Genomic DNA, 17625 nt, shown 5'->3' with positions numbered 1-17625 from the left:
CCAGCCGGCTCACCCCTCGTCGCTGTAGCGGCCGGCGATGTCCTTGAACTCGTCCTCCAACACGGTGAAGGCGGCGACGACGGCGGGGTCGAAATGGCTGCCGCTGCCTTCGCGGATGATCGCCGCCGCTTTCTCGTGCGGGAAGGGCGGCTTGTAGCAGCGCCGGCTGATCAGGGCGTCGTAGACGTCGGCGACCGCCATCAGGCGGGCCGACAGCGGAATCGCCTCCCCCGCCAGCCCCTGGGGATAGCCGGCACCGTCCCAGCGTTCGTGATGGCCGTGCGCGATTTCCCGCGCGATGCGCAGGAAGGAGCTTTCGCCGGCAGCCATATCCGCCTGCCCTTCGGCGGCGAAGATGGCGTCGTGGCCCAGCGCGGCGTGGGTCTTCATGATGTGGAATTCGTCGTCGGTCAGCTTCCCCGGCTTCAGCAGGATGGAATCCGGGATGCCCACCTTGCCGACATCGTGCAACGGCGCCGACTTGTACAGCAGTTCGATGGTTTCCTCGTCCAGCTGCCCGGCATGGCGCGGGTCGCGGCTGAGATGGAGGGCGAGCGCCAGCACATAGTTCTGGGTGCGGCGGATATGGTTGCCGGTCTCGTTGTCGCGGGTTTCGGCCAGCGAGGCCATGGCGCGGATGGTGGCGTCCTGGGCGCGCAGCAGGTCGCGCGTGCGTTCCGCCACCCGGTCTTCCAACTGTCGGTTCTGGTCGGCGAGCGCACGCTTGGCCTCGCGCAGGGCGATGTGGGTGCGGACCCGCGCCAACACCACCGGCGGGGAGATCGGCTTGGTGATGTAGTCGACGGCGCCCACCGCAAACCCGCGGGTCTCGTCATGGACCTGTCCCATCGCGGTGATGAAGATCACCGGCAGGTCGCGGGTGCGGGCGTCTTCCTTCAGCCGCCTGCACACCTCCACCCCGTCCATGCCCGGCATCATTACATCGAGCAGGATCAGGTCCGGCAGCGGGTCGCCGGCCAGCCGGGCGAGCGCCTGCGGCCCATCCTTCGCCACGATCAGCCCATAGCTGTCGCGCAGCAGGTCGGCCATGACCTTGAGGTTGATCGGCTCGTCGTCGACGATCAGGATCCGCGGCTTGTCGCCGTTCTGAAGCGGCACGCTCATGTCGCGGTCTCCCTCAGGTCGCGAAGCCGGTCGCGCAACTCGGCAAGCGCGGTGGCGGCATCCTCGAAATCGAAGGCGCCGGCGTGGCGGTTCACCCGGTCGGCCGCCCCGGCGACCGGGCTGCCGACCAGCAGCCGGGCCAGCCCGTCGGCCATGTCGCCGGCCTCCGGGTCGCCGGCGATCAGCAGGCCTCCCAACTGGTCCGCCAGAGACAGCGCCGCACGCAAGGTGTCGCGCGGCAGGGTGGCGGACGGCTGCACGTTTGGCGTATCCGCCGTCGCCGCGGCTTCCGCCGCCGGCCGGCCGAGGGTGCCGATCCCCTCGACCACCAGCGCGAGCGCGCCGGCCAGCCGGTCGAGCGCCCCATCCTCCAGCACGGGCGGCGAGGTCATCGCCCCCCGCTCCACCGCGCCGGCCAGGGCCGACAGGTCCATGGCGCCGATGGTGGCGGCGGTGCCCTTCAGGGTGTGGGACAGGCGGAGCAGATCCTTCCACCGCTCCTCCCGCGCGGCGGCGGCCAAACGGGCGGCCTCCCCGGCGTGGGTGGCGGCGAAATCGATCAGGATGCGGCGCAACAGGGCAAGGTTGCCGTTGACGTTGCGCCGGGCGACGGCAAGGTCGAGCGCCGGCAGGCTTTCCGGCAGCGCCGGGGCGGCAGAGACGGCGGCCACCACCGGCGCCGAAGCCGTTCCGGCCGGAGCCCCGCCACCCAACCCGCCACCCAGACCGGTGCCCAGCCCGCGCACCGGCTTCAGCCAGCGGGCGAGCGCCGCATAGAGCGCCTCCGGGTCGATCGGCTTGGAGACATGGTCGTTCATGCCGGCGTCCAGGCAGCGCTCGCGGTCGCCGGCCATGGCGTGCGCGGTCATGGCCACGATGGGCAGGGCCGACAGTTCCAGCTCGCGCCGGATCAGCCGGGTGGTCTCGTAGCCGTCAAGCCCCGGCATCTGCACGTCCATCAGCACGAGGTCGAACCTGACCTCGCGCAGGGCTTGCAGGGCCTCCTCGCCGCTGCCGACCACCATCGCCTCGATGCCGACCAGCTCCAGGAGGCCGCAGGCGACCTGCTGGTTGACCAGATTGTCCTCCACCAGCAGGACGGTGCGCCCGACCAGCGCCGACAGCTCCGTCGATTGGGCAGGGTCGTGGATGCGGCGGACGGCGTCCGCCATGCGGGGACCGGCGCCGCCGAGCGCCATCATCACCGAATCGAACATGGCCGACGGCGTCACCGGCTTCTCCAGCACGGCGGTGACCGGCCCGCCGCCGGGCAGCGACTCCTCAAGGGCGCCCTGCACGCCGTCGGCGCCATAGGCGGTGGTCATCACCACCGGCGGCTGGACGCCCGGCAAGGCGCGCAGGCGGCGCAGCGTCTCCACCCCGTCCAGGTCGGGCATGCGCCAGTCGAGCACCACCAACTCCACCGGCGGCTGGCTGCCTGCCTGCCCATCCTCCAGCCGGCGGAGCGCCGACAGGCCGTCTGTCACCGCTTCCACGGTCAGGCCGAAGCGCTCCAGCATGTCGGTCAGGATGGAGCGTACGGCGTCGCTGTCGTCGACCACCAGCACGCGCCGGTCCATCAGGTGACGCGGCAGCCGTTCGGCGGCCGTCTCTCCTGCCGCGACGCGGCAACGGACGGAGAAGCGGAAGATGCTGCCCTCCCCCGGCCGGCTTTCCACCGAAACGCGGCCGCCCATCAGCTCCACCAGCTGCCGGCAGATCGCCAGCCCCAGCCCGGTTCCGCCGAAGCGCCGCGTGGTGGAACTGTCGGCCTGGGTGAAGGGGCGGAAGAGCGCCGCCGTCTGGTCCGGCGACATGCCGATCCCGCTGTCGCAGACTTCCACCTTCAGCCGGTAATCGTCGCCGGTGCCGATGCGGCCGCCCACGGTCACCACCACCTCGCCCCGCTCCGTGAACTTCACGGCGTTGGAGACGAGGTTCAGGATCACCTGCCCCAGCCGCAGCGGATCGCCCACCAGCGTGCCCGGCACGTCGCCGTTCAGGTCGACGATCAGCTCCAGCCCCTTCTCCCGCAGCTTGGGCAGGACGACGGTCGCCACCTCCTGCAGGACGTCGCCGACGTGGAAGGGGATCGCCTCGATGGTCAGCTTGCCGGCCTCGACCTTGGAGAAATCGAGAATGTCGTTGATGATGCCGAGCAGGCTGCGCGAGGACGCGTGGATCTTGTCCAAGTAGTCGCGCTGCCGCGGCGTCAGGTCGGTCTTCGTCATCAGGTGGCTGAGACCGATCACCGCATTCATCGGCGTGCGGATCTCGTGGCTCATGTTGGCCAGGAAATCGCTTTTCTGCCGGTTGGCGCGGTCGGCCTCCTCCTTGGCGCGCGCCAGCTCGTCCTCGGTGCGCTTGCGGTCGGTCACGTCCTTGTGGATGCCGGTGATGCGGGTGGGCCGGCCCGCCGCGTCGCGGTCCGTCACCTTGCCGGCCGACAGGATCCAGACCCAGGCGCCGGACTTGTGGCGCATGCGGAACTCGACCTCATAGACCGCGACGCGCCCGGCGACATGCTCCTCCAGGATGGCGAGAACCCGGTCCCGGTCGTCCTCGTGCAGCAGCCCCAGCCAGGTGGCGCCGCAGGGCGGCAGCTCGCCGGGGGCGTAGCCCAGCATGCCGAGCCAGCGGTCGGAGAAATAGGCGTGATCGGTCACCGGGTTCCAGTCCCACAGCCCGGTGTTGGAGGCGTCCAGCGCCACGGTCAGCCGCTCCTCGCTCTCCTGCAGGGCGGTCAGCATGCGCTGGCGTTCGGTGATGTCCTGGAAGACGGTGACGGAGCCGACGATGCGCCCTTCCTCGCGCAACGGCACCGCCGTGATGGCGATGGGGAAGACGGTGCCGTTGCGCCGGACGAAATGGTCGGTTTCGGAGCGATAGGCGTCGCCGCGGCGGACGCTGTTCAGGACGGCGCAGTTCTTCCGGTCAACCGGCTGCCCTTGCGCATCCTTGTAGTGGACGGCGTCGTGCAGGGTCAGCCCGCGCAAATCCTCCAGCGACCAGCCGAGCAGCCGTTCCGCTTCCGGATTCAGGAAGGTGCAGAAGCCGTTGCGGTCCAGCGAGAAGACGCCCTCGCCCATGCTGTCGGTGATGCTCTGCAGGAAGCGGCGGCTTTCCTCCAGCTCCGCTTCCATCCGCTTGCGTTCGGTGATGTCGGTGCGGATCGCGATGTACTGGTGCGGCTGTCCGTCGGCGGTCAGCAGCGGCACGATGGTGGCGGCCACCCAATAATCTTCGCCGTCCTTGGTCCGGTTGCAGATCTCGCCGTGCCAGACCTGCCCGTCCATGATGGTGTGCCACATCTCTGCGAAGAAGCCGGACGGATGGCGGCCCGAATTCACGATGCGGTGCGAACGGCCCAGCAGTTCCTCGCGGGGGAAGCCGCTGATCTGGCAGAACTTGTCGTTGGCATAGGTGATGATGCCGCGGTGGTCGGTGATGCTGACGATGGCATGCTGGTCCAGCGCGAATTTCTGCTGTTCCAGTGCCCGCTGGGCGGCGGAGCGCTCCTCCACCAGCCCTGCCATCAGCTGACTGAGCCGCTCCAGGCTGTCGGTCGGGCTGCTGTCGGCGGAATCCGGCAGTTCCGGGCGACCGTCGGCGCGCAGCAGGCTGTTGGCGACGCCGCGCAGGCGGCGGATCGCATGGGCCTGGGTCGCTGCCTCCCGCCGCAACCGTTCGTTGGCGTCCGCCAGTTCCTCCGAACTCAGTTGAAGGCTGCGCGCCCGCAGGGTCAAATCGCGGTCGGCCTGCTCATAGCTCTGGCCGATGCGGCCGAACAGCGCCGGCAGTTCCGCCAGCATTCGCGCCGCCTCCGGCGACAGGCCGGCTTGGCCGGCGAACGCCTTCAGCTCCGCCAGGACGGACTCCGCCGCCTCCGCGCTTTGCAGGCCCAGCACGCGCTTGAACTGGCTTTGCAGCAGGCGGTGCATGCGCTCAGCGTTCCGTCAGCAAGGCGACCGTCATCGTCTGGTTGTGCAGCCGGCAGTCGACCAGATCGCGCATCGGCCCGATCTCGCCATAGGAGTAGAAGCCGGTCAGCAGGGTGCCGGCCCCCAGCCGGTCGGCCACCGCCTGCACCTCCTCCTCCACCCGGTCGCCCAGCACCAGCTTGCGTCCGACGCAGCTGACCAGCAGGGCGAGCCGGTCGCCCTCGGTGGCCTTCCCGGCGTCCGACCCCGTGCTGGCGGCGGCGATGGCGCCCGCCTGTTCCGCCCCGTCGACCAGCCCGTCCGTGCTGGCATGCATCAGCCGGAGATAGAAGCCCTCCTCCACCGAGCCTGCCAGGATCAGGCCGCCCGCCGCCTCGTCGATGCCCAGGATGGTGCGGATCAGCCCGACCGAATCATAGTTTCCGTTCAGAAGTTCGAACGGGAACAGCAGACCCGACGCCGGCAGGTCGCGGGCATAGTCGCCGAGATAGCGCTTGTAGACGTTCAGTGCCGGTTCCCCGTCCAGCTGCAGCAGCAGGTTGCCGACGGCGCGGGTCACCTTGCGCGCCGGTCCGAACGGCTCCCACCCGCCGACGGAGCCGAGCCCGAGATGCGGCCCGTCTCCATATAGGCCGCCCACATATAGCCCGATTGCCACCGCGCGGGCGTCCGACACGCCTGACGGCGACAGCACCAGCGTGCGGACGAAGGCGCCGCCATCGCCCGCCAGTCCGCCCGACACCGGCACCCCGGCCGGCAGGCGCGACATTAGCCCATCGATCAACGCGCTGCCGTTCACCGCCACGCCGCGGGCGAACAGAAGCACCCCGGCCAGCCCCGGCCGGGCGGCAAGCGCCTCTCCCAACGCCTCCCCCGCCGGCTGGCTGTCGTCGATGGCCGCGATACCGGCCTCCGCCGCGATGACGGCGCCGCGGTCGAAGCGGATGGCGGTGATGGTGCAGGATCCGTCGAGCACGCCGTCGCCGACGATCTCGCCCGCGGTGCTGCATCCGGCCAGCACGGCACCGGGGAAGGCCTCGGCGAGCCTCGGCGCGAAATCCGGCGCGTCGAAATGGGCGACCGAGCCGAAGACCAGCACCAGATCGGCCTGTTGCGGGACGGGCTGCGGAGGTACCTCCGCAGCCGAGGGCGCGAACACCGTCTGCCAGACCCGCATGCGTCTCCCCATCATCGATGTCTCACGCGGAAGACTAACACGGCGGTTGCGGGGGAGAAGAGCCTCTATAACGTTCGTCGCATGCGGATGGTCATAATGACGCATGCCGAGACGCCGGTCCGCCGGCGTATCGCCGATAGCGACTATGCCCATGAATGGCAGAAAATGAGAGTTCCCCCGTAAGGATCTGTCAACCACACTGCAGTATGGTTGGCCTGCCCAGCAGTGCGGGGCAGGAACGAACAAGACGGGCGCCAAGCCCGGCCAGTCACATCATTCCGGGGGAGCAGGGACGAAACATGACGATCGATGTCCGCGACGACACCATGATGCCGGACCGCAAGGACGGCGAGCCACGCGCCCGCCGCCTGGGCGTGCGCGGCAAGCTTCTGCTCGCCTTCGCCGGCATGGCCGGCATGACGGTCGCCGCCAGCATCGTCGGGCTGACCTCCTTCTCCGCGGTGGAGGCGCCGCTGACGCGGATCGTCGGCACCGGGCTGCCGGAAATGGAGCTGGCCAAGCGGCTGTCCGGCGAAAGCAGCGGCATCGCCGCCGCCGCTCCGGTGCTGGATGCCGCCGAGACGCAGGCCGAGCGCGAGCGTGCCTATCGCGACGTCATGGGCAGCGCCAAGACGCTGGGCTCCCTGGTGGACGAGTTGGGCAATCGCCGGCCCGGCGATGCCCGCATCCCGGAACTGCGGGCCAAGACCGAGGCGCTGGTCGTCACGCTGGACAAGGAGAACGCCGCCGTCAACCGGCGCCTGTCGGTCCGCACCACACGCGAGGAGATGGGCGTCGGGCTGGCCACCTCCTACGACACCTTCCTGGCGGCCCTGGCTCCCATGACCGAACGGGCCGGCGCGACCCTGCGCGGCAAGGGCGAGACCCTGGACGCCAGCACCGAACGCGACATGAACGCGCTCGGGGATGCCGTGCGCTCGCTGATCACCATGTACGAGGTGCGCGGCGACCTGAGCGTCGCGTCCGAGGCGCTGACCCGCGCGGGCGGCGCCGAGACCGCCTTTGCCGTCACCCAGCACCAGCAATCCTATCTGGAAGCCGCCGCCCGCATGGTCAGCGCCACCGCGCAGGTCGGCAGCCGCCTGAGCAAGGAGACCACCGACGGGCTCGACGCCTTCTTCCTGCTGGGCGACGGCGCCGACGGGGTGTTCGACCTGCGCCGCAAGTCGCTGGAATTGCCTGCGGACAGCGGCGAGCGCGTCGGCATCCGTCAGAAGATCGCCGATGTGCTGGCCGAGGCGGCGCGCAAGCAGGCGGCGCTGCTGGAGCAGATGGAATCGCCGCTGATGCGGCTGAAGGCAGAGATCAAGCTGTCCAGCGTCAACATCCGCTCGCAGACCCGTGATTCGATGCAGGACCTGCTCGGCGACGGGCTGGCCCGCTTCCGGACCTATCTGGAGCTGTCGACCTATGCCGCCGCCACCGTCGGCGCCCTGAACGAGGGGATGCAGGCCCCGACGGAGGACAGGCTGGCGATGCTGGAAGCCCGCTATGCCGCCGCCGCCAAGGCGATGGCGGAACGGTTGAAGGCCTTGCAGGCGGTCGGCGACGACGGGCTTCCCAAGCTGGTCAAGAGCGCCGAGGCCCTGATCGGCTTCGGCAAGGGCGAGTCCAGCCTGTTCGCGCTACGCCGGTCGGAGTTGCATGCGGTCGACGAGAACGAGCTGATCCTGGCCGAGAACCGGCAGATCGCCCAGGAATTCGCCGGGATGATCGACGGCCAGATCGCGGCGATGAAGCAGGAGGCGGACTCCGCCGCCGCCGGCGCCACCGACGCACTGTCCGCCGGCCGCATGATGCTGATCCTGTTCGCCGCCGCCAGTCTCATCGGCGCCGCGGCGCTGGCCTGGTTCGTGGTCGGCCGCAACATCGTCGCCCGGCTCAGCGCCCTGTCCGATGCCATGCGGGCGATCGCCGCCGGCAACCTGAACGCTCCAATCCCCGCCGCCGGCTCCGATGAGATCGGCGACATGACCCGCGCGCTGATGGTCTTCCGCGACACCGCCAACGAGGCCAGTGCGGCCAATGCCCGTGCCGAGACCGAACGCAGCCGGGCCGCCGGTGAGCGCCGCCGGGCGATGGTCGAGATGGCGGAGAATTTCGAAAGCAGCGTGCGCGGCGTGCTTGACCGCGTCGCCCGTGCGGCTGGCGAGATGCAGGACATGGCCCAGCGCATGAGCCGCAACGCGGAGGCCACCACCGGAGAGGCCGCGACCGCCGCCAGCACCTCGCAGCAGGCCGAAGGCAGCGTCAAGGCGGTCGCCGCCGCGACGGAAGAGCTGTCGGCCTCCATCCAGGAGATCGGCAGCCAGGTCCACGCCTCCAGCCAGATCGCCCGCAAGGCGGCCGGAGAAGCCGAACGCACCGACCGCACGGTGGAGGGGCTGTCGCAATCCGCCAACAAGATCGGCGAGGTGGTGCAGCTGATCAACGACATCGCCAGCCAGACCAACCTGCTGGCCTTGAACGCCACCATCGAAGCGGCGCGCGCGGGCGAGGCCGGCAAGGGCTTCGCGGTGGTGGCCTCGGAGGTGAAGAGCCTCGCCAACCAGACCGGCAAGGCGACGGAGGAGATCTCCAGCCAGATCCAGGCGATGCAGTCGGTGACGCAGGATGCGGTGGACGCCATCCGCTCCATCGCCGGCACCATCCGCGAGATCAACGAGATCGCCGCCACCGTCGCGGCGGCGGTGGAACAGCAGAGCGCGGCCACCCGCGAGATCGCCCGCAATGTGGGCGAAGCCGCCGACGGCACCCAGCATGTCCGCCGCAACATCGATTCCGTGGCCCGGGCCGCCGCGGAATCGGGCGAATCCGCCACCCGCGTGCTGACGGCATCCTCCACCGTGGCGGACGAGGTGCGCTCGCTGGGCTCTCAGGTCGACAGTCTGGTCAACCGGATGCGGGCGGGCTGAAGAAAGTCCCCGATAGCACAGGGGATGGAAAACCGGCAGGCTCTACCCCGTCGTCCGACCTGCGGAGCGGCGGGGTAGAGCCAGGATTTCAACCATCCCGAGGCCGGTCACCGCCGACCGCTTCCCTGGAAAGTGATCGGCTGCCACAGGATGGCCGCCCCGGCACCGGCGCCGCAGGCACTGCCCCAGACCAAACGTTCTTCCTGTTCGCCGGCGGCGGCGGCTCCCGCCTGGGTGCTGGTGGCGCCGGCCGTCCCTTGCGCCCGAACCTCGTTCGGCTGGGCCATCTGCTGCTGTTGCGACTGAGTGGTCATACCAATCCTCCTGGTGAGGCCGCGACAGCTATCAAACTATTCGTCTGCCTTCAATTCGGAATTTGGCAAGACCTCATGACTTTTTGCGGCCCAGCCATTCGAATTCGCCTGCGTCATTTTGCAGCGGCGAAGACTTGAACGGCACTGCACAAGAGCAGGGAAAGATTGCTGATCAAATTGATTTTGCATCTGCTCATAAACGAAACGAGCCCCTCTTCCGCAGGGAAGAGGGGCTCGTTTCGTCCGGTCCGGCCACAGGTGCCGTCGGTGAAAAAGCGCCGGCGGATCAGCCGCTGTTGCGCAATCCGGCGGCGATGCCGTTGATGGTCAGATGGATGCCGCGGGCGATCTGCTCGCCGCTGTCGCTGGTGCGGTGGCGCTTCAGCAGTTCGACCTGCACATGGTTGAGCGGGTCCAGATAGGGGAAGCGGTTGCGGATCGACCGCGCCAGCAGCGGGTTCTTCTCCAGCAGGGCCGACTGCTCGGTGATCGCCAGCAGGACCTCGATGCAGTCCTGCCATTCCGCCCGAATGCGGGAGAAGATGGCGTCGCGAAGCTCCGGATCCGACACCAGCCCGGCATAGCGGGACGCGATGGCGATGTTCGACTTGGACAGCACCATGTCCATGTTGGACAGCAGCGTGCGGAAGAAGCCCCAGTCGCGGTGCATGGCGCGCAGCCTTTCCATCCCGTCGGGATGCTGGGCCAGATAGGCCTTCACCGCCGAGCCGAAGCCGTACCAGCCCGGCAGCATCAGGCGGCATTGCGCCCAGCTGAACACCCAGGGAATGGCCCGCAGATCCTCGATGCTGGTCGACTTCTTGCGCGAGGCCGGACGGCTGCCGATGTTGAGGTTGGCGATCTCGCCGATGACCGTCGATTCCCAGAAATACTTCTCGAAGCCCTCGGTCTCGTAGACCAGCCCGCGATAGGCCTTGAAGGCATGCTCCGACAGCTCTTCCATGGTCTGGAGGAACACATCGGTGCAGGGCTCCGCGGATTCCGGGTGCAGCAGGGTCGCTTCCAGCGTCGCCGCCGCCAGCGTTTCCAGGTTGCGGCGGCCGACCTCGGGGTTGGAATATTTGCCGGCGATGACCTCGCCCTGTTCGGTGATGCGGATGGCGCCCTGAACGGCGCCGGCCGGCTGGGCCAGGATCGCCTGATAGCTGGGACCGCCGCCGCGGCCGACCGAACCGCCGCGGCCGTGGAACAGCCGCAGCCGCACGCCATGCTTGGCGAACACCTCGACCAGCGCGATCTCCGCCTTGTACAGCTCCCAGCCGGAGGTGAGGAACCCGCCGTCCTTGTTGCTGTCCGAATAGCCGAGCATCACCTCCTGCAGGTTGCCGCGGCTTTCCAGGAAGCGCCGATATGTGGGGATCGACAGCAGCCGGTCCATGGTGGCGGCGCAGTTGCGCAGGTCGCCGATGGTCTCGAACAGCGGGGCGATGTTCAGGTCCAGCGCCTTGTCCTTCGGCCGCAGCAGCCCGGCTTCCTTCAGCAGGACGGCGACCTCCAGGATGTCCGACACGCCGTCGGTCTTGGAGATGACGCAGTTCACCACCGCGTCCGACCCGAAGCGGGCGCGGGCATCGGCGGCGGTGCGCAGAATGTCGAGTTCCGACGCCGTTTCTTCCGAGTAATCGGCATAACGCGAGGCCAGCGGCCGGTTGGTCTCCAACTCGCGGACCAGCAGCTCGATCCGCTCGTCCTCCGACAGCGCCGTGTAATCGACCCCGGCATCGGCGAAGGACAGCAGTTCCGCCACCGACCGCTCGTGCACGTCGGAGTTCTGGCGCAGGTCGATGCTGGCCAGATGGAAGCCGAACAGGTCGACGGCGCGGCGCAGGTGGCGCAGCCGGCCCTTGGCGAGGGCGGCCGAACCGTTGACGGTCAGCGACCGGTCGATGATGTCGAGATCGGCGCGGAACTCGGCCGGCGTCAGGTAGGGCGGCGCCTCGCCCACGGCGTGGCGCGGCGCCTCCAGCCCGTCCAGGGTCCGCAAAGTCGCGGCGACCCGCGCATAGATGCCGGAGATGGCGCGGCGGTAGGGCTCCATCTTGCGGTGCGGCGACGGGTCGGGGGAACGTTCGGCCAGCTGGCGCAGCGGTTCCGACACGTCGATGACGCGGGTGCTGAGCGACAGCTCCGACCCCAGCGTGTGCAGTTCGTCCAGATAGAATTGCAGGGCGCGCGTGCTCTGCATCCGCATCGCCTGACGCAGGACGGGGGCGGTGACGAAGGGGTTGCCGTCGCGGTCGCCGCCGATCCAGCTGCCCATTCGCAGGAAGGACGGCAGCTCCGTCGTCGCCCAGGACGGGTCCATCCGCCGCAGATGGTCTTCCAGCTGGGCGTAGAAGCGCGGCATCTCGCGCAGGAAGGTGTAGTCGTAGAAGGTCAGGCCGTTCGACACCTCGTCCGTCACCGCCAGCTTGGTGGCGCGCAGGATCGCGGTCTGCCACAGCGTCAGCACGGCGCGCTGCAGGGATTCGAGGTTGGTTTCCTCCTCCTCCGGCGTCATCGGGCCGTGGTCGCGCTCCGCCAGCAGCTTGGCGACGGCCATCTGCACGGTCAGGATGCTCTTGCGCTGCACCTCGGTCGGGTGGGCGGTCAGCACCGGGCTGACCAGCGCGCCGTCGAAGAACTCCTTCAGCTGCTGGGCGGTGATGCCGGCCTTGGTCGCCTCGTCCAGCGCATGGGCCATGGTGCCGTCGCGCGGCGACGACCCGGCGAGCGCATGGGCGCGGGTGCGGCGGATGTGGTGCTGATCCTCGGCGATGTTGGCGAGGTGCGAGAAGAAGCTGTAGGCCCGCACCACCCGCGCCGTCTGCGGCGGCGACAGGCTGTTCAGGATCGCCTCCAGCTCCTTGCGGGCGCCCTGGTCCTCTTCACGGTGGAACCGGATGGAGGTCTGGCGGATGCGCTCGACGATGTCGAACACCGCCTCCCCTTCCTGGCTGCGGACGGTGTCGCCCAGGATGCGCCCCAGCAGGCGGATGTCTTCGCGGAGCGGCTGGTCCTTCGTCTCGGAACTTTCCTGCAGCAGGATGGCGGACATGGGCGACGGTTTCCTGGTCGAGGATTGACGGATACGGGTCGATGCGCGAGCGCCGGATACATGAATTTGGATGATCAAAATCCGGGCAGGAGCATGCCCCTGCGCGCGAAGTGGTCAGACCATCGGCGACAGCATGCCGATTCCTCAGGAAGTTTCAACAGTCCGTGTGCTGGTGCGAAATGATTTCCATAAGTCGCAGCGCTGTGAAATGCGACGTCGCATATGAAAGGCCCGCAGCGTGGCGCTTGCTTCCCAACTAGTATGGTAGTATGCTTGACTGATTGTTTCCTCCTGCCCATGCTCCGTATGACGAAGCGGGCGGGGAGAAGGGCGGACTGACAGGGTGGCGAAGCGATGCTGAACAAGATCGACGTGGACTCCGGGGAGCCGATCGCGCGGCGCGTGTACCGGGTGCTGCGCCAAGCCATCGTGACGATGCAGTTCCGCCCCGGTCAAGCTCTGTCCGAGCAGGAAATCGCCGATCAGCTCGGCGTCAGCCGCCAGCCGGTGCGCGAGGCCTTCATAAAGCTGAGCGAGTCCGGCCTGCTGACCATCCGGCCGCAGCGCGGCACCTTCGTCGTCAAGATCTCGGTCAAGCAGGTGCTCGATGCCCGCTTTGTCCGCGAGGCGGTGGAGACCGCGGTCGTCCGCAAGGCTTGCGAGACCATCACGCCGGCCGGCCTCGCCGACTTGCGCGACAACCTGAAGGCCCAGTGGGACATCGCCGACGAACCGGTGCCGGTGCGCTTCCTGGAACTGGACGAGGCCTTCCACCGCACCATCGCCATCGGGGCGGAGTGCGATTACGCCTGGCGCATCGTGGAGGAGACGAAGGCCCAGATGGACCGCGTCCGCTACCTCAGCGTGCCCTACGCCACGCCGATCCGCCGTCTGATCTCCCAGCATCAGGCGGTGCTGGAGGCGATCGTCGCCCGCGACCCCGCCAAGGCCGAAGCGGCGATGGGCATGCACCTGCGCGAGATCCTGACGTCGCTGCCGGAACTGGAAGGCAAGTTCCCCGACCTGTTCACGCAGGAGGATGGTGCGGCGCCTCCCGCTCCCAAGACCGCCTCCCGGTCTGCCGGCCGCTCGAAGGTTGCCGGACTGCGCTGACCGGCACAGCATCGGCCTGTTTCCTTATCAGGGCGCCATACCATTTTACTGCGGAACAATCCGGGTTGCCCTCGCCCGTGGTGTTTGACATACTACCATACAAGAATGCGAGCCAACGCCTCGCGCAATCGCTCCGCCGGGAAGGAAACCAACCCACATGCAATCCCCTGCGACCTCTTCCCTGCCCCGCCTCGGCGCTGCCGGCCTGTCCAATCTGCCGGCGGCGGTGGCACGGCCGGCCTACGACCGCAAGGCGCTGGAACTCGGGGTCGTCCATCTCGGCGTCGGCGCTTTCCAGCGTGCCCATCAGGCCGCCTACACCGACGCCTTGCTGGAAAAGCGGTTCGGGCCCTGGGGCATTGCCGGCGTCAGCCTGCGCAGCCCCGACACCCGCGACGCGCTGGAACCTCAGGATGGGCTCTACACCGTCGCGGTGCGCGATGCGGAGGGGGAGCGGCTGCGGGTGATCGGCTGCCTGCTGGAACTGCTGGTGGCGCATGAGGATCCCCAGGCGGTGCTGGAACGGATGTGCCGCCCGTCGGTGCGCATCGTCACCCTGACGGTGACGGAGAAGGGCTATTGCCACGACCCGGCGACCGGCGCACTGAACGAGGACCATCCCGACATCCGCCACGACCTGGACAATCCGGCCAAGCCGCGCACCGCCATCGGCTTCATCGCGGAGGCGCTGGCCCGCCGCCGTGCCGCCGGGGTGGCGCCCTTCACCGTGCTGAGCTGCGACAACCTGCCGAGCAACGGCGACACGGTGGCCCGCATCCTGCGCCGCTTCGCCGAACTGCGCGATGCGGACTTCGGCGCCTGGGTCGGAGAAACCGTCGCCTGCCCGAACAGCATGGTCGACCGCATCGTCCCCGCCACCACCGAGGCCGACCGCGCCCGCGTGTCCCAATCGCTCGGCATGCAGGATGCCTGGCCCGTGGTGACGGAGCCCTTCACCCAGTGGGTGGTGGAGGACCGCTTCCCCGCCGGGCGACCGGCCTGGGAGGAGGTCGGGGTCGAGCTGGTCGCCGACGTCCACCCCTACGAGACGATGAAGCTGCGGCTGCTGAACGGCAGCCACTCCACCATCGCCTATCTCGGCTATCTGGCGGGTTACGAGACGGTGTCGGACACCATGGCCGATCCCGCCTTCGCCACTCTGGTCCGCAACCTGATGGACCGGGAGACGGGGCCGACCCTGCACATGCCGCCCGGCGCTGATTTGGAGCATTACAAGGACGCGCTGATCGCCCGTTTCCGCAATCCGGCGTTGCGCCACCGCACCTGGCAGATCGCCATGGACGGCACGCAGAAGCTGCCGCAGCGCCTGCTGAACCCGATCCGCGAGCGCCTCGCCGCCGGGGAACCGATCGACCGGATGGTTTTGGCCGTCGCCGCCTGGATGCGCTACGTCGCGGGCATCGACGAGAAGGGCCAGCCCATCGACGTGCGCGATCCGCTGGCCGCCAAGCTGGCCGAGATCGCGGCATCCGCCGCCGGCGACCCGGACCGGCTGGCCGAGGCGCTGTTGGGCCTGACCGCGGTGTTCGGCGACGACCTGCCGCGCGACCCGCGCTTTACCGGACCGGTCACCGCCGCGCTCAAGCGCCTGTTCGCCGAGGGTGCCCGCGCCGTCGTCGCCGCCACCGCCTGACCCAGCTTTCAAAGCATCATCTTCTCTAGGGAGTGTTCCCGTGGTTGCCCTGACCGTCGAAAAGCCGCATGTGCTGGCCCTTCGTCCCGAAAACGCCCCGGACGCCGCGCCGGTCAAGGCCGGCGAGGTGCTGGTCCGCGTCCAGCGCGCCGGAATCTGCGGGTCGGATCTCCACATTTACCACGGCTCCAACCCCTTCGCGGTCTATCCGCGCGTGATCGGTCACGAGTTCGCCGGCACGGTCGAGGCGGTCGGCGACGGGGTGACCAACGTCGCAGCCGGCGACCATGTGGTGGTCGATCCGGTGGTGTCCTGCGGCCGCTGCTATGCTTGCCGCGCCGGGCGCAGCAATGTCTGCGCCAATCTGGAGGTGTTCGGCGTCCATCGCGACGGCGGCTTCCGCAACCACGTCGTGGTGCCGGCTGCCAACGCGGTCAAGGTGCGCTCCGACCTGCCCTTCTCCGTCGCGGCATTGGCGGAGCCGCTGTCGATCGCTGCGAACGTGCTGTCGCGCACCGGCATCGGCGCCGACGACACGGTCCTCGTCTATGGCGCGGGCACGGTCGGGCTGACGGTGGTGCAGGTCGCCAAGCTGCACGGTGCCCGCTGCATCGTCGCCGACCTTGACGACAAGCGGCTGGAGCGCGCGAAGGAGTTCGGCGCCGACGTCGTCCTCAACTCCGCGCGCGTGTCGGTTCCCGATGCGGTGCGCGACGAGAATGACGGGCTCGGCCCCACGGTGGTGATCGACGGCGCCGGCGTCCCGGCCCTGCTGGAAGAGGCCTGCCGCCTTGCCAGCCCGGCCGCGCGCATCGGGCTTCTGGGCTTCTCCCCCGGCCCCTGCAACATCAGCCAGCAGGAGATCGTGAAGAAGGAGCTGACGCTGGTCGGGTCCCGCCTGAACCGCCGCCTGCTGCCGCAGGTGATCGAGTGGCTGGAGAGCGGCAAGCTGCAGCCGGCGGCGATGATCACCCAGGTCTTCCCGATCGCCGACGCGGCAAGCGCCTTCGCCCTGATCGAAACCGACCCGTCCAGCACGATCAAGGTGCAGCTCGACTTCGAAGGCTGATTGCCGGCCTCAGTTTATCCATTGCGCAAATAAAGGCGGACCCGATCCGCCTAAAACGGAGGAACCACGAGATGAACAGCAAGACCCCGATTTCCCGGCGCACACTGGCCAAGAGCATCGGTCTCGGTGCCGGTCTCGCCGCCGGAGCGACGCTGCTGGGCGGCATCGCCGCGCCGGCCATCGTCCGTGCCCAGGCCAAGACGACGCTGAAGCTGGGCCATCTCGCCAACGAGGAGAATGTCTGGCACAAGGCCTCGCTGGTCTTCGCCGAGGAAGTCGCCAAGCGCACCAATGGTGCCGTCGAGGTCAAGGTGTTCCCCAACGAGCAGCTCGGCAAGGAAACCGACCTGATCAAGGGCATCCAGCTCGGCACCATCGACTTCACCATCACCGGCGAGTCCCTGCAGAACTGGGCGCCGGCCGCGGCGCTGCTGGCGGTCCCCTACGGCATCCGCGACCTCGACCATCTGGACAAGGTCGTCACCGGCGCGCCGGGCCAGAAGATCGCCGAGGCCATCGAGCAGAAGACCCAGCTGGTTCCGCTGACCTACTTCGCCCGCGGCCCGCGCAACCTGACCAGCAAGCGCCCGATCAAGACGCCGGCCGACCTGAACGGCCTGAAGATGCGCGTTCCCAACGTGCCGCTGTTCGTGTCCTTCTGGCAGGGGCTGGGCGCAAAGCCGACGCCGATGGCCTTCTCGGAGGTCTTCACCGGCCTGCAGAACGACACCATCGAGGCGCAGGAGAATCCGCTGGCCCTCATCAAGTCGGCCAGCTTCTACGAGGTCCAGAAATACGTGAACCAGACGGAACACGTCATCAGCTGGATCTATCTGGTCGGCGGTTCGAAGAGGATGGGCCGCCTGCCGGCCGAACAGCGCACCGCCATCATGGAAGCCGCCAAGGCGGCGCAGGCGGCAGAGCGCAAGCTGTTCATCGAGGACGAGGCCAAGCTGGCCGCCGACCTGAAGGCCAAGGGCATGGAGTTCGTCACGGTCGACAAGGCCGCTTTCGCCGAGAAGGGCCGCGCCGCCGTGGTCGCCGCCCTGTCGCCGGAGATCAAGCCGATCTACGACGAAATCCTCGCGGTGAAGTGAGGGGAGTGACCCTTGCCCTCTCCCGTCCCGGGAGAGGGAGGGGACCCACGAAGTGGGGAGGGTGAGGGGCAGTCCAGTCATGGATCTTTTTGATCTTTGGATCACCCCTCACCCCTCCCACCGCTTCGCGGCGGGTCCCTC

General features: G+C 68.6%; 10 protein-coding genes. 5 read left to right on the top strand and 5 right to left on the bottom strand.

Features of this window, described 5'->3' with window-relative positions; all coding sequences use genetic code 11:
- Positions 1 to 9 precede the first annotated feature (9 nt).
- The 3 genes from J2Y49_RS30520 to J2Y49_RS30510 are packed head-to-tail and all read right to left on the bottom strand — an operon-like array spanning position 10 to position 6243.
- Positions 10 to 1125 (bottom strand): two-component system response regulator, encoded by a 1116-nt coding sequence (locus tag J2Y49_RS30520; RefSeq protein ID WP_310119406.1) that lies wholly within the window; start codon positions 1123 to 1125, stop codon positions 10 to 12.
- Positions 1122 to 5066: a PAS domain S-box protein gene (locus J2Y49_RS30515; protein WP_310119404.1), complete on the bottom strand. Its 3945-nt coding sequence runs from the start codon at positions 5064 to 5066 to the stop codon at positions 1122 to 1124. Before J2Y49_RS30515 ends, J2Y49_RS30520 begins: the two co-directional genes overlap by 4 nt.
- A 4-nt stretch (positions 5067 to 5070) precedes the next feature.
- The gene (locus J2Y49_RS30510) at positions 5071 to 6243 is read right to left on the bottom strand and encodes an FIST N-terminal domain-containing protein (RefSeq protein ID WP_310119402.1); all 1173 of its coding nucleotides are present in this window, start codon (positions 6241 to 6243) and stop codon (positions 5071 to 5073) included.
- A 299-nt stretch (positions 6244 to 6542) separates the two neighbouring features.
- On the opposite strand from J2Y49_RS30510, the gene J2Y49_RS30505 reads away from it, so the two are divergent.
- On the top strand, positions 6543 to 9179 hold the full coding sequence (locus J2Y49_RS30505) for a methyl-accepting chemotaxis protein (protein ID WP_310119400.1): 2637 nt from the start codon (positions 6543 to 6545) through the stop codon (positions 9177 to 9179).
- 107 nt (positions 9180 to 9286) lie between these two features.
- Here J2Y49_RS30505 and J2Y49_RS30500 read toward each other — a convergent pair whose 3' ends face one another.
- Both J2Y49_RS30500 and ppc read right to left on the bottom strand, forming a co-directional pair.
- On the bottom strand, positions 9287 to 9493 hold the full coding sequence (locus J2Y49_RS30500) for a hypothetical protein (protein WP_310119399.1): 207 nt from the start codon (positions 9491 to 9493) through the stop codon (positions 9287 to 9289).
- A 286-nt stretch (positions 9494 to 9779) separates the two neighbouring features.
- Entirely contained in the window at positions 9780 to 12551 is a 2772-nt protein-coding gene (gene ppc / locus J2Y49_RS30495) for a phosphoenolpyruvate carboxylase (protein WP_310119398.1), read from the bottom strand.
- 354 nt (positions 12552 to 12905) lie between these two features.
- Here ppc and J2Y49_RS30490 point away from each other — a divergent pair, with 354 nt between their 5' ends.
- The 4 genes from J2Y49_RS30490 (at position 12906) to J2Y49_RS30475 (ending at position 17484) form a co-directional block, all read left to right on the top strand.
- Entirely contained in the window at positions 12906 to 13664 is a 759-nt protein-coding gene (locus J2Y49_RS30490) for a GntR family transcriptional regulator (RefSeq protein WP_310119395.1), read from the top strand.
- Positions 13665 to 13821: 157 nt separating this feature from the next.
- Entirely contained in the window at positions 13822 to 15318 is a 1497-nt protein-coding gene (locus J2Y49_RS30485) for a mannitol dehydrogenase family protein (protein WP_310119393.1), read from the top strand.
- Between the two features lie 40 nt (positions 15319 to 15358).
- A complete protein-coding gene (locus J2Y49_RS30480) occupies positions 15359 to 16387 on the top strand; it encodes a Zn-dependent oxidoreductase (RefSeq protein WP_310119392.1) in 1029 nt (342 codons plus the stop codon).
- A gap of 71 nt (positions 16388 to 16458) precedes the next feature.
- A complete protein-coding gene (locus tag J2Y49_RS30475; RefSeq protein WP_310119391.1) occupies positions 16459 to 17484 on the top strand; it encodes a TRAP transporter substrate-binding protein in 1026 nt (341 codons plus the stop codon).
- Positions 17485 to 17625 lie beyond the last annotated feature (141 nt).

This window comes from Azospirillum sp. BE72 (assembly GCF_031455875.1).
Taxonomy (GTDB): domain Bacteria; phylum Pseudomonadota; class Alphaproteobacteria; order Azospirillales; family Azospirillaceae; genus Azospirillum.
This window is presented reverse-complemented; position numbering and strand designations above follow the sequence as displayed.

Excerpts from the sequence above, each read along its gene's own strand:
- J2Y49_RS30520 (WP_310119406.1), bottom strand. The coding sequence starts at position 1,125 with ATGAGCGTGCCGCTTCAGAACGGCGACAAGCCGCGGATCCTGATCGTC.
- J2Y49_RS30515 (WP_310119404.1), bottom strand. The coding sequence starts at position 5,066 with ATGCACCGCCTGCTGCAAAGCCAGTTCAAGCGCGTGCTGGGCCTGCAA.
- J2Y49_RS30510 (WP_310119402.1), bottom strand. The coding sequence starts at position 6,243 with ATGCGGGTCTGGCAGACGGTGTTCGCGCCCTCGGCTGCGGAGGTACCT.
- J2Y49_RS30505 (WP_310119400.1), top strand. The coding sequence starts at position 6,543 with ATGACGATCGATGTCCGCGACGACACCATGATGCCGGACCGCAAGGAC.
- J2Y49_RS30500 (WP_310119399.1), bottom strand. The coding sequence starts at position 9,493 with ATGACCACTCAGTCGCAACAGCAGCAGATGGCCCAGCCGAACGAGGTT.
- ppc (WP_310119398.1), bottom strand. The coding sequence starts at position 12,551 with ATGTCCGCCATCCTGCTGCAGGAAAGTTCCGAGACGAAGGACCAGCCG.
- J2Y49_RS30490 (WP_310119395.1), top strand. The coding sequence starts at position 12,906 with ATGCTGAACAAGATCGACGTGGACTCCGGGGAGCCGATCGCGCGGCGC.
- J2Y49_RS30485 (WP_310119393.1), top strand. The coding sequence starts at position 13,822 with ATGCAATCCCCTGCGACCTCTTCCCTGCCCCGCCTCGGCGCTGCCGGC.
- J2Y49_RS30475 (WP_310119391.1), top strand. The coding sequence starts at position 16,459 with ATGAACAGCAAGACCCCGATTTCCCGGCGCACACTGGCCAAGAGCATC.